The sequence below is a fragment of the Emticicia aquatilis genome (genome assembly GCF_014644295.1).
Classification (GTDB): domain Bacteria; phylum Bacteroidota; class Bacteroidia; order Cytophagales; family Spirosomataceae; genus Emticicia; species Emticicia aquatilis.
In genome coordinates, this window is record NZ_BMKK01000003.1 from 105,820 (window position 1) to 119,950 (window position 14,131).

Here is a 14,131-nt window from a genome sequence, read left to right on the forward strand (position 1 = left end):
TAAAGCACAAAACAGACCGAACGTTTCAAAAACGTTTAAAAGGACTGAAATTAGTTTGCTAAAAACTTTTTTATATCGTAGTGAAGCGAATGATTATCCCTGTGCGACTATCCTACGAAAACAGCCGTGTATCGGACAAAAATTCTACTAATGAAAAGCGTATTTTTTTGGGGTAATCTTAAATAGGGTGCGAAATTACGAAATGATAACGAAAAAAACAAAGATTTATTGATGTTATTTGTTTATAATGAGTAGTTTTTGTTAGATTGTGTAATTAATATATAATTAAATGGTAGGTTATATATTTTTTTAAAAATTTTAGGGGTAAATTTAAAAACTAATACCGTCTAATCATTAAATCTCGTTTTTATCGCAAGTGTCCTAATTTTTATAGCAGGTGCCGTTTAAAATAGTATGATATTTGCTTATTTTAGATTTACTTACGAACCTTTCTATTTCACAAAGTTTCATTCATGAGCGAAGCTCTCCAATATTTAGTTTTTGTATCAATTGTCGCAATTGCTTTAGTAGTGGTGTTTTCACTGATGAAAAACTCCTATGCTAAGTATCGACATATTTATATAAACAACGTAGAGGAATTATCGAGGCATTATTACCGCTATGTGCAGTATTTTTGGGGCGTTGGGGTCTTTGTTCCGTTTAGTGAGCTTTACATAGACTTATTTGGTGTTAGGAAAGAAAGCGAACTAAGTTATAATTTACTTGTGGGGCTTTTTTGCCTTGGGATAGCTTTTTTTAGCCGATATTTTGATATTATTCGCAAGAATCTGCATCGGCTTTTTGCTGCTTTTTTTGTCATTTATAATTCATTAGTTTTATATAAAATTGCCACTCTTGGGCAAATGGATTATCTGACATTGGCTGAGTTTACGCTCGTCAATATGATTTCCTACTACGTTTTTTATACTTTCCGATACTTCTATACTTATCTTCTTGCTATCGTTATCGCTCTGTTGGGTTTAGTTTATTGGGGTTTTATCTCAACAAAGGACTTTATTATTTATTTCAATAGCTCATTTATTGCCTTCGTAATCAACTACGTGATTCATTACATTGACCTAAGTATTAAAGAAAACCTCTTCTTTGCTTATAAATTTGTGAACCGTGGTAATTTGGTCATCATAGGCGTTAACACAGAAGGGGTCGTAACATTTGTCAGTAAAAACGTTGAGCAAATTTTGGGATACACAGATGAAGAATGGATTGGTAAAAGCTGGGAAAACGATATTGCAAAAACCTTAGGCTTAGAGCAAAACGATGTTAGTAATACAAAAAAAGTAAAGGTAAAAGATGGCAATCATAAGTTTCTCGATTGGCACGAAGAGGTATTTAATAATGACTTAGTACTGAAAGTTGGGCGAGATGTAACTGACATTAAAAAAACCGAAACCCAACTCACAACCACTAATAACCGCCTCAATAGTTTATTATCGAATATCGGAGACTTGGTTTTTGTGTTGAACTTAGACTATATTTTTACTGAATATTATCAGAATGAAAATAACGAAGATTTATTGATTCCCCCTTCTGTGTTTTTGGGAAAAAGTATCAACCAGATTGGTTTCCCCGATGATGCCCTCAATGCCATCAAGGCAGCAATGGATAAGACAATTGCTACTCACAAAAAATCAAATGCGGAGTATAGCTTACAATCTGAGGCTGGTCGTCAATGGTTTAGCGTAGTTATTTCGCCTCTGGCTGACGATGATGGCAACCTAACCGAAATTATTTGTATTGCTCGAAATGTTACTGATAGTAAAAAGGCCGAACTCGAACTTAAACGCACGAAAGAGGTACTCGAACAAACTAATCGTGTGGCGAGAGTAGGTGGGTGGGAATATAATCTGCTTGAACAAAAAGTATATTCTTCGAAAATCACCAAAGAGATTTTTGAAGTTATTGACGAAGCCGAGTCTGATTTTAGTCAAGTAATTAATTATTTTGATGAAAGTGAGTCAAGAGATTTGCTTTTAAATTCCATCGATAGGTGTATAAAAGAGGGTGTTTCTTACGACCTCGAACTGGCAATTATCACTGCCAATAGAAAAAAACATTGGGTAAGAGCCAAAGGTGCTGCCGAGTTTGTGGATGGGGTTTGTAGAAGAGTATATGGTATTGTACAAGATATTGACCAGCAAGTTAAATCCAAAGCAGCTCTCAAACAGAGCGAAGAGAAGTTTAGGTATATCAGCGAGAATATATCGGATGTGGTGATTGTTTTTGAAAACAATAAAGTGTCGTATCTATCATCGGCTCACGAACGCCAGTTTGGATATACTACTGAAGAAGCCATTGGGATTTCGGAACGAAATATTTATGAGTTTTTCCATCCAGATGACCACGAATTTCTTAGGAATCTGTACCGTAATGCCATAAAGAGCCAGACATCTAAGCTGACATATATTGTTCGTTTTTTACACAAAAATGGTTCTTATGTATGGCGAGAAGACTCCGTTACGCTCATTTATGATTCGACTGGGTATCTTGTTATGCGTCTGATTACGGCAAGAGATGTGAGTGAGCGTAAAAACCAAGAAATTGCCAGTCAGCTTCGACAAGAGCGAGTGCTTTTGCAAAATAATATTTTGATTCGGCTTTCTAAAACCCATCTCGATGAAGGTGATTTTTGGAAAGAAGGGTTACATACAATTACAGAGGCGGCAGCCGAAGGGATTGGTGTTGGTCGTGCAAGTTTTTGGATTTTTGAGAGCAATAAAATTGTATGTGTTGATTTGTATATCAAAGCCGAGCAAACACATTCATTCGGTGCTGAAATCAGCGAAAACGATTTTCCACTTTATTTTCAAAGTCTCAAAAATGAAATGGCCATCGTTGCTGATGATGCCTATACCCACGAATGTACTAAAGAACTGGCCGACATTTACCTACGCCCCCAACAGATTGTTTCGATGCTTGATTTGCCAATTTATATTGGTGGAGAATTAGTGGGTGTTATTTGTTGGGAACAAACCGAAACAAAGAAAAACTGGTTAGAAGAAGACATAACTTTTGCCCGTTCGATTGCTGATATTATTTCGCTTGGAATCGAAGCCGATAAACGCTTAAAAGCAGAAAGAGAACTCAAACGCACGAAAGAAATTTTGGAGCAAACAAGCCTTGTAGCGAAAGTTGGAGGTTGGGAAATTGACGTACAGAATCAAACGGTATTTTTCTCTGATATTAATAAAGCTACTCTCGAAGCTCCCTCTTCGTTTACATTGGAATTAGAAACTGCTTTAGATTTCTTCAAAGAAGGCGAAAGTCGGGATAAAGTATTAGAGTCTTTCACAGATTGCTTCAAAAAAGGTACTCCGTTTGACATTGAAGTGCAGATTATTACTCTCAAAGGAAACGTGCGTTGGGTGCGTGCATTGGGGCAAGCGGAGTACGTAAATGGTCGTTGTAATAGGCTTTATGGTACATTCCAAGACATTGACGAGCAGGTAAAACTTGTTCAAATAATCAAAGATAAAGAATTACAGTATCGAACACTCATCTCTAATATTTCGAGTGTTACGTTTAGGTGCTTGAATGATGCTGAATGGACAATGATTTTTATCAGTGATGCAGTAGAGCAACTAACGGGTTATCCAGCCCAAGACTTTATCCTAAACAATAAGATAAGTTATGCCAATATTATTCACCCCGATGATAGAGAATACGTCAATGTTCATTCTAATGAAACTAATCGAGAATACACAATAGAGTATCGAATCATCAACAAAAACAATGAGATAGTTTGGGTAAATGAGAAGGGTAGATGGTATTTTGATGAGGTAGAAAAACGAATATTGTTAGATGGTATTATCTCTAATATTACGGAGCGAAAACATGCCGAAATTGCCCTTGTGAAGAGCTACGAAGAACTTAAAATTACCCAAACCCAGTTGTTGGCGATTCAGGTAGAGCAAGAGAAGTTCGTAAACTTAGTAAAGTATTCGGGTGCATTTATCGGTATGTCGGATATGAGAGGAAACTTAATTTTCTTGAACGAAAAAGCCAAGCAAATTTCGGGCTTTGGTGATAGCTTTGAAGGACTAACTGCCAAAGACTGCCATTCAATCCAAGGGGGAGTGTTACTTGATGATGTAATTGTGCCACAAGTTTTAAAGAATGGAATGTGGCAAGGTGAGCATGATTTGATTAATACCAAAACCAAAGAAATCAAATATACAGATGCCACAACTTTCTTAGTTAGAGACCCTCTCTCTAAAAAGGCGATTGCTTTCGCCACGATTCAGATTGATATTACCGAACGAAAAAAAGCAGAAGCCCAATTGCTCGAAAATCAACGAGAATTACTCTACAAAAGCGAAATGTTGGCCGCTATTGCCAAAACCACCGAAAAACTTTTGGTTAGTAAGAATATCGAAGAAACACTCAACGAAACCTTCAAACTCATCGGGGAGTCTATCGGAACAGATAGGGTTCATTACTTTGCTAATGATTTAGCAACCAATCGAATTAGTCAAAAAGTAGAGTGGGTGCGTACAGGTATAAGCTCTCAGTTACATAATCCAGATACACAAGATATATCGCTCGATGATGTTCCTTTTTATACCGAACCACTACTTCAAAATAAGATTTTCCAGAAAACACTGAGCGAAATCCAAAATCCTATAATCAGGGAAAGATGGGAAAAACAAGATTTGTTGTCGGTGCTTTTATTGCCGATTGTCATTAAAAACAAATTTTATGGTTTTATAGGCTTTGATGATTGTACGCACGAACAGATTTGGTCAGAAGATAAAATCAATATTTTGCTTTCGTTGGCTACTAATATTGCAAATGCCATCGAGCGTATCAATAACGAAATTATTATCAGCGAAAGCGAGAGCAATTTCCGCCAACTCAACGAAACCATCGAAGATGTTTTCTTACTATTTGATGCCGTTAACAAACGATACATTTATGTTAGCCCTTCGTGCAAAGAGGTTTTAGGGCCAGAACAATCTTATTTCTATGAAAAAAACTCATTCGTACGAGATTATTTATTCCCAGAAGACCAAGATATAAATGATATTATTGATGCTCAAATCAAAGCCAATAACTCGTCGGAAGTAGAATATCGCATAAAGACCAACGACGGACAAACCAAGTGGATTTACCAAAAATCGTTCGGAATCCGCAACGAAGCAGGCGAACTGGTCAGAATATCAGGAGTTTGCTCTGACATCACCGAGCAGAAACTCATACAAAGCCAAATCAAGGAACTATCGTTAGTGGCCGAACGAATTACCAATGGTGTATTGATTTGGGATACCGAAGGACGAGCATTGTGGGCCAATCAAAGTTATTTAGATATGATGGAGATTGAGATGGAAGACCTCATCTACAAGTCACCTATTGAGTTGTTTAATCCACGAAACGAAGACCTTGATGCTTCATCAGAGCTGAATGGTGTGAATTTTAATGTTGAGTTAGAAATAGATACCTTTAAGAAAAACATCAAATGGGTTGAAGCCATCAATACCGTTGTGAAAGATGATAATGGCAAGGTCGTCCAGCAAATAGCCGTTGTGATTGATATCTCGGAACGTAAAAAAGCCGAAAGTTTATTGAAAGAAAGCGAAGAAAGGTTCCGTTTCATTGCCGAAAATACCTCTGATGGAATCTTCGTTATTGAAAACACATTCATTGTTTATACATCGCCTTCTTTCCAAAAAATGTTTGGGTATAGCTTCAATGAGAGCGTAGAGCAAAGTAAAGGTAACCTCATGAATTTGGTGTATCCTGATGATATTGCAGGTTTTGAAAAGAAAGTTAACGATGCTGTAAATTCTCGAAGCACGGCTTTTACACACCAGTATCGAACACGCCACAAAAATGGGCATTATGTGTGGCGAGAAGACACCGTTACGATTATCTACCAAGATGATAAAGTTTTCAGATTTATCAGTGTAGTTCGAGATATAACCGAGCGTAAGAAGGCCGAAGAACGTCTCAGGGAAAGTGAGCGTAAATTAAGTAGTATTCTCAATGCTTTAGATGAGGTTGTGTGGGCTATCAGTGTGCCAGATTATAAGTTGTTATTAGTTAGTAAATCATTTGAAAAAGTCTATGGAAAAACCTCAAGACAATGGAAATTAGACTTTAGTTTATGGAAAGAGGCAATCATTGAAGAAGATAAACCGATTGCTCAAAAAATGGAGCAAGATATTTTGTTTTCAGGTGTTGCTTACGGAGTTTACCGCATTATAGATGCCCACGGAAACCTTAAATGGCTTGAAAATGCAGCCAAAGTTGTCAGAAATGAAAACGATGAGCCATTTATGATTATGGGTATCATGACCGATATAACAGAAAAGAAAATCGCCGAAGAAGCCCTCAAAGCAGCCCAAGAAGTGGCCGAAGAAGCCAACCGAGCAAGAGCCGAACTGGAGCTGAGAGCTTTACAAATGCAAATGAATCCGCATTTTGTGTTTAATGCCCTCAACTCGATTCAGAGCTACGTGATGAACCAAGATACCCTCACGGCAAACTTGTATTTATCGAAATTCTCACGATTGATTCGTTTATTCCTTGATTCGTCTCGTAGTCGATTTATTCCATTGGCCGAAGAAATCAAATTATTAACGCTTTATATTGAATTAGAAAAAATTAGATTTGAAAACAAATTTGATTTTGAAATAACAGTTGATGCACAAGTCAATAAATACGTTGAGATTCCGACGATGATTTTGCAACCTTTCATCGAAAATGCTATCAACCACGGACTTCGCTACAAACACCAAAAAGGACTTTTGAGTATCAGATTCTACAAGGAATTAGGTTATTTGATTTGTAAAATCGAAGATAATGGTGTTGGTAGAAGTAATGCCGAAAAAATACAATCAAAATCAAGTAAAGGCTATAAATCGCAAGGGCTAAAAATCACAACCGAACGCCTAACGACTTACAATAAAATCAACGATGCCAACATTGTGTTTTCAATCAAAGACCGCATCGAAAATCCCGCCAGTCCGAACGACGAAGTTGGTACATTAATCGAAATCCGATTCCCCGAAAATTAAACAAAAACTATATTCAGAAGTTAGCTTATAAGCTTTCGATAAAGAAATAGCTTAGCAATCATGTGTCATTCTTCACATTGATTGCTTAATTTTGCAAAAAATAAAGGTTTAATGCTTTCCGAAAGCTTTCATTGAGCATTTAACATTAATCATTATACATTACTATAAATGGCACTTAGCGAACAAGAATTACTACGCCGTCAGAAAAGACAAGACCTAATGGCAATGGGCATTGACCCATATCCTGCCGATTTATTTGAAGTAAACGTAACGGCCGCCGATATTGAGAAAAACTACGAAAACAATAAACTCGATTATAAAAACGTATCAATCGCTGGTCGTTTGATGTCGTTTCGTATTATGGGAAGTGCGTCTTTTGCCGAATTGCAAGATTCAACGGGCCGTATCCAATTATACTTCCGCCGTGACGACCTCTGTCCAGGTGAAGATAAAACGCTTTATAACACAGTTTTTAAGAAATTGCTTGATATTGGTGATATTATTGGTGTAAAAGGCTATGTTTTTACAACTCAAACTGGCGAAACTTCGATTCACGTAACCGAATTTAAAATTCTTAACAAATCGCTTCGTCCGCTTCCAGTAGTGAAAGAAGTTGATGGCAAAGTCTATGATGCCTTCTCAGACCCAGAGCAACGCTACCGCCAACGTTATGTAGATTTAATAGTAAATCCGCACGTAAAAGATGTGTTCATCAAACGTGCAAAAATCATCAGCACGATGCGTAAAATGTTTGATGAAAAAGGCTGGCTCGAAGTAGAAACACCAATCTTACAGCCTATTCATGGTGGAGCAGCGGCACGCCCATTTGCTACCCACCATAATACGCTCGATATGCCTTTGTATATGCGTATCGCTAATGAATTATACTTAAAACGCCTCATCGTAGGTGGTTTTGATGGCGTTTATGAGTTCGGGAAAATGTTCCGTAACGAAGGTATGGACCGCACTCACAACCCAGAGTTTACTTCGCTCGAATTCTACGTGGCCTACAAAGACTACGAATGGATGATGGGAATCACGGAAGAAATTTTCGAGAAAGTGGCAATAGCCGTTCATGGCTCAACGACTTTCAAACTGGGTGAAAACGAACTAAATTTTGCTGGTCCATTTGCTCGTTTGAGTATCTTGGAAGCCATTGAAAAATATACAGGTGTAAACTTAGCCGATTTGAGCGAAGAAGAAACCCGTGCTTATTGCCGCCAGTGGGGAATGGAAATTGACGACACAATGGGCAAAGCTAAGTTGATTGACGAAATTTTTGGCGAAAAAGTAGAAGCAAACCTTATTCAACCGACATTTATCATTGATTATCCAGTCGAGATGTCGCCACTGACTAAGAAACACCGCTCAAAACCAGGTTTGGTTGAGCGTTTTGAGTTGTTTGTAAATGGAAAAGAGGTGGCCAATGCGTACTCTGAGCTAAACGACCCAATCGACCAACGTGAGCGTTTTGAAGAACAACTCAAATTGGCTGAGCGTGGAGATGAGGAAGCAATGGCAATGGACGAAGATTTCATTCGCTCGCTCGAATACGGAATGCCACCAACCGCAGGTATTGGTATCGGTATCGACCGCCTCACGATGATGTTGACCGATAACGTGAGTATTCAAGAAGTATTGTTCTTCCCGCAAATGCGACCAGAGAAAAAACAAGAACTCTCGCAAGAAGCTGATTATGAAGCCATTGGTATTCCAAAAGTTTGGGTGCCAGCCTTACAAAAAATGGGTTTTGTGATGGTTTCACAACTTAAAGAAGTCAACGCCAATAAAATTTTCAATGATTTGGGTGGAATGAGAAAGAAACTCAAAATCGATGAAAAAATGCCAAGTAAAGAGGAAGTTGAGGCTTGGGTGAAGTAAGCGAAGTAAAACAATTATACTCTTTTAAAAAGCGGAACATTAAAATTCCGCTTTTTTTATTAAACGGTAAGGATGGATTCGATTTTATGTCGTTAAATTTGTTGAAAACAAAAAATTGTATCTCCATGAAGAAAATACTTAAATACGCTCTTATTTTTTTGCCATTTTTAACACAAGCCCAGTCAAACTTGAAGGCATCGCTTGATAAAGTGAAGATTTATGTAAAAGAAATAAAATTAGAAAAATCTACTGTTAATCAGCATTTTAGCTATGAGACTGCCACGCCATTCGATGTAAAAATTGCAATCACCACCACTGATTCAAAAGGCAAAAGTACCGAAGAACTTTATGAGTTTAATTTGGGCCTAATAGGCGAAATCAAACGCAGTGCTTCGACCAAAGAAATGAAAGTTGAACTTGCTTCGCAGAAAAGCCTAAAAGTGATTCGCTATACCAAAGGCGGAGAAATGCAAAACTACGAAAATAAAGTAGAGCTATTATCAGAGAATATTGATGATGCACGAGAGCTTGAAAAAAATCTCAAAGATGCTATTACTGCTGCTAAAACCGCTTGGGAAACATCAATAAAATTGCCGAAAGAAGAGTTAGGAGCATTGCAAACATGGCTCGAACAAAACATAAAAGAGGCTACCGCTGAAAAGCAAACTTTTAAGCAAAGCCTCAAGAAATCAAGTATTTATAAAGACCGAGCTTCTTTGACTTTAGAAGAAAACGACGGTAAGAAAACTACTGAAACGCAAGCTGATTTTAGTTGGGGAGACCTCAATGAAGGTAGTGCCGAACTAAAAATTAGTGGCAAAGAAATTTATGTAGTTGCTAAGTCAAAAAATGATTACATAAAAACTACGAAGGGCTACAACGATGAAATAAAGATTTATGCCCAAACGCCAAGCGAGGGAAGTATATTACAAATGGCTATTCAGAAAATCATTCCTTTGGCTAAAAAAGAATTACAGACACGTTTGCCCAAATTAGCAACCAAAGAAGATGGTTTCAAGATTTTAAAAGACCGAACCAAAGATTTTAAAGTAAATGAGTCGGCCTATACCCAAAAGATAGCCACTACCTGCCTTACAACCTACGATTTGAAATCTAATAATAAAGGAAAAACCGTAGATGAATCATTCAAATTTAATTTTGGCGATTTATCTGATTACAAACTTTCGGTTTCAAAAGAAATAATCAAAATCACAGCTAAGGTAGCAGACAACAAGAAGTTTATTCAATATACCAAAGATGGTGCTTTACAAAATTACGATAACAGTGTAGATTTCATCGTGGGAGACCTCGAAGATGCTCGTTATTTAGCCGAAGCTCTCCCTGCTATTTCAAAAGGCTGTAAGACAAACATAACCGCAGGTGATTTTAGTAGTTTAGTGGCTAAATTGAAACTCACCGAAAATCCAAAACAAGACCTAACGCTGCAAGATGGCGATAAATGCAAATGGAAGTTGACAGCTACACTTTCGGAGTCCAAAAAATCAGTAGAGTCGGTTTCGGAATGGAATTTATATGACATCGACCCTAAGAAAATTGATATTGATGTTTCGGGTAAAACGGTTGGTATAACTGCCTACACGCTCAATAAAGAGAAGTTCGTCAAGCTCACTAAAGACAGTAAACCTGGGTTTTCGAGCGAAATAAATTTCGTAGTCAAAGACATCGAAGATGCTCAGAAATCGCTCGCTACAATCAAGGCTTTGGTAGAAGGTTGTAAGAAACCGTAATCGCTTGATATATATACGTTTACGAATCAGATTCTTTACAAATATTTTATATTAAAATTTGTGAAGAATCTGATTTTTTTCAATTAAATTGCCCTACAAATATATAACCGCTAATCTTCAAATGTTTTTATGAGCAGGAAAGTGTTAGTTTTAAATGCCGATTATAGTGCATTGAGTATTTGTACAGTACCAAAGGCCTTTTTATTGGTTTATCTCGATAAGGCCGAGTTAGTCTCCGATTCCCCAAAAGGTATGCTTCGCACCGTTGATAAAAGCTATCCACTCCCCTCAGTCATTAGGCTCAATCATTACGTCAGTTTGCCATTCAAAGGCGTGATGCTCAGTAGGCAGAATGTATTTAGGCGTGACGGCAACAAATGTGTTTATTGCGGAAGCCACGAAGACCTCACACTCGACCACGTAGTACCTAAATCAAGAGGCGGAAAAACCAACTGGGATAACCTCGTAACCGCCTGCCGCCGCTGCAACTCTCGCAAAGGCGACCTCACCCCCGAAGAAGTCGGATTTACTCTCCCCCGAAAACCTTACAAACCATCTTTTATTATGTTTCTACGAGACTTCGCAGGCTCTATCGAAGAGAACTGGCTGCCTTTTCTCGGTACGAAAGAGCGGGCGTAGCGTTTTTATTTAATCATAAAATATTAAAAAATTAAACCTGCAAGGTCAGAAAAGACCTTACAGGTTTTTCTACATTACATACTATTGAGTATATTGATAGCAATCGTTAGAAAAGTATATGTTTCGGCTTAAAGTCGGAAAATATAAAAAGATATTCTGTTATTCTCTTAGGCAGCGTGGATGCGACCCTTCGCTTGATTAGCCGAATGGATATTTTCGTGAAAATTAAAGGTACGTATATACTGCTTTTCCTATAAAACTACTTACTTTTGGAAAAAGCAAGGCTATCTCATGCCCACATAATATTAAGTACTATGCCTAAAAATAACTTTGACATCAGCGGCCTTTCTCAACAACAAGTTTTAGCAGCCAGAGAAAAATTTGGTAGTAATAGCCTCGACTACAAAAAAGAAAATGGTTTTCTGGAAGCCGTAAAAAGTTTGGTCAAAGAGCCGATGGTTATTTTGCTACTCGTTGCTTCTACAATCTATTTCATCAGTGGCGATATTGGCGATGGTATTTTCTTGGCTTCGGCCATTGTTTTGGTGGCTACGATTTCACTTTATCAAGATTCTCGTAGCCGAGATGCCCTCGAAAAACTCAAAAACTTTACGCAACCCACCTGCAAGGTCATTCGAGATGGTGAAATCATAGAAATTTCGAGTGAAGAATTGGTACTTGGCGATAGCCTCGTGATTGAAGAAGGCACACTCGTGGCAGCCGACGGAACGATTGTGCGTTCAAATGATTTTTCGGTCAATGAATCAATTCTTACGGGCGAATCTTTGTCGGTCGAAAAAGATGCCAACAAAGAAGATAATCAGGTTTTTAGAGGAACAACCGTTGCCAGTGGTTTGGCGATAGCCACCGTAACGGCCATCGGCAATGAAACCAAATTGGGTAAAATAGGTAAAAGCCTCGAAAGTATTGAAGAAGAAGAGACCCCGTTGGAGCTTCAGATAAGCAATTTTGTCAAGAAAATGGTCATTGCGGGAGCAATCGTTTTTCTGATTGTCTGGGGAATCAATTTCTTCAAATCGCACGATGTTTTGGATAGTTTGCTCAAAGCTCTTACGCTGGCAATGAGTATTCTGCCCGAAGAAATTCCAGTGGCTTTCACGACCTTCATGGCATTGGGGGCGTGGCGTTTGATGAAAATGGGAATCGTGGTGAAACAAATGAAGACCGTAGAAACGCTGGGAAGTGCGACCGTTATTTGTACGGACAAAACAGGAACGATTACCGAAAATAAAATGTCGCTGGCAAAGGTTTTTGTATTAGGTTCGGATAAAATTTCTGAGCCAAAAGATACATTGACTGATGCCGAGAAAAACCTAATAGAAATAGCCATGTGGGCAAGCGAACCGATTCCATTCGACCCCATGGAAATTGCTTTGCACGATACTTACGCAAAAATAGTTTCGCAAGACGAACGCCCCAATTTTGAGTTGGTTCACGAATATCCGTTGGGTGGAAAGCCGCCAATGATGACGCACATTTTTGCAAATAAAGCAGGAAAACGCTTCATAGCAACCAAAGGTGCAGCCGAAGCCATTATGAACGTGAGCGTTTTGACCGAAACCGAAAAGCAAAAAATCAACGAAGTAATAGAAACATTGGCCAAAGATGGTTACAGGGTTTTGGCAGTAGGAGAGGCTCAACTCGATGGAAATAATTACCCCACAACTCAACAAGAATTTAAGTTTGGTTTCAAAGGTTTGGTAGCGTTTTACGACCCACCTAAGAAGAATATTCAAGCGGTTTTGAATAGTTTTTACCGAGCAGGAATCGACGTGAAAATCATCACAGGCGATAATGCCGCCACCACAACGGCCATTGCCAAACAAATTGGTTTTAAAGGTCACGAACGCAGCCTTACGGGTGACGAATTGATGCAATTATCGGAAACCGAACTACAACAACGAGTAAAAGATACCAATCTTTTTACCCGAATGTTTCCCGAAGCGAAACTACGGATTATCAATGCCCTAAAAGCCCAAAACGAGGTTGTGGCTATGACTGGCGATGGCGTAAATGATGGCCCAGCTCTCAAAGCAGCACACATTGGTATTGCGATGGGCAAAAAAGGCACAGAAATTGCCAAACAAGCCGCTTCATTGATTTTGGCAGAAGATGATTTATCGAAAATGGTCGATGCTGTGGCAATGGGACGAAAGATTTATACAAATCTCAAAAAAGCCATTCAGTATATTATTTCGATTCATATTCCAATCGTCTTGACGGTCTTTATTCCATTGGCTTTGGGTTGGTTGTTTCCTAATATTTTTTCGCCCGTTCATATCATCTTTTTGGAGTTGATAATGGGGCCAACCTGCTCAATTATCTACGAAAATGAGCCAATGGAAAAAAACACGATGAGTCAGCAACCACGTCCAGCCACCAATACTTTTTTTAGTTGGAAAGAACTGACTATCAGTATCATTCAAGGCTTGATGATTACGGTAGGAACGCTGGCAATTTATCAGTATAGTGTGCATGAAGGCTATAATGAATCGCTTACTCGTACGTTGGTTTTTGCTACGCTCATCATTGCCAATATTTTCTTGACTTTGGTCAATCGCTCGTTTTATTATTCCATATTCACGACTTTGATGTATAAAAATAATCTTGTATCCTTGATTATTTCTATCACCCTTATTTTGCTTTGGTTATTGATTTTCGTGAAGCCACTGGCCAATTTCTTTGCCTTCACACCACTGACTATCGAACAACTCGGTATTTGTCTTGGAGTTGGTTTTATTTCGGTGATTTGGTTTGAAGTGGTGAAATGGTGGAAGAGGAGGAAATCATAATTTCGTAAATTTTAAA

Annotated in this window: 5 protein-coding genes; all 5 read left to right on the top strand. The window is 38.2% G+C overall.

The window, feature by feature from the left end:
• Positions 1-473 precede the first annotated feature (473 nt).
• The 5 genes from IEX65_RS07850 to IEX65_RS07870 all read left to right on the top strand — a co-directional run bounded on the left by IEX65_RS07850 (position 474) and on the right by IEX65_RS07870 (position 14,115).
• Positions 474-7,034 carry a PAS domain-containing protein gene (locus IEX65_RS07850; protein ID WP_188765492.1) on the top strand — a complete coding sequence of 2,187 codons (6,561 nt, stop codon included), beginning with the start codon at positions 474-476 and terminating at the stop codon, positions 7,032-7,034.
• Positions 7,035-7,202: 168 nt separating this feature from the next.
• The gene (gene lysS / locus IEX65_RS07855) at positions 7,203-8,915 is read left to right on the top strand and encodes a lysine--tRNA ligase (protein WP_188765493.1); all 1,713 of its coding nucleotides are present in this window, start codon (positions 7,203-7,205) and stop codon (positions 8,913-8,915) included.
• A 125-nt stretch (positions 8,916-9,040) separates the two neighbouring features.
• A complete protein-coding gene (locus tag IEX65_RS07860; RefSeq protein WP_188765494.1) occupies positions 9,041-10,663 on the top strand; it encodes a hypothetical protein in 1,623 nt (540 codons plus the stop codon).
• 129 nt (positions 10,664-10,792) lie between these two features.
• A complete protein-coding gene (locus IEX65_RS07865; protein ID WP_188765495.1) occupies positions 10,793-11,302 on the top strand; it encodes an HNH endonuclease in 510 nt (169 codons plus the stop codon).
• Positions 11,303-11,616: 314 nt separating this feature from the next.
• Entirely contained in the window at positions 11,617-14,115 is a 2,499-nt protein-coding gene (locus IEX65_RS07870; RefSeq protein ID WP_188765496.1) for a cation-translocating P-type ATPase, read from the top strand.
• Positions 14,116-14,131 lie beyond the last annotated feature (16 nt).

Excerpts from the sequence above, each read along its gene's own strand:
- IEX65_RS07850 (WP_188765492.1), top strand. The coding sequence starts at position 474 with ATGAGCGAAGCTCTCCAATATTTAGTTTTTGTATCAATTGTCGCAATT.
- lysS (WP_188765493.1), top strand. The coding sequence starts at position 7,203 with ATGGCACTTAGCGAACAAGAATTACTACGCCGTCAGAAAAGACAAGAC.
- IEX65_RS07860 (WP_188765494.1), top strand. The coding sequence starts at position 9,041 with ATGAAGAAAATACTTAAATACGCTCTTATTTTTTTGCCATTTTTAACA.
- IEX65_RS07865 (WP_188765495.1), top strand. The coding sequence starts at position 10,793 with ATGAGCAGGAAAGTGTTAGTTTTAAATGCCGATTATAGTGCATTGAGT.
- IEX65_RS07870 (WP_188765496.1), top strand. The coding sequence starts at position 11,617 with ATGCCTAAAAATAACTTTGACATCAGCGGCCTTTCTCAACAACAAGTT.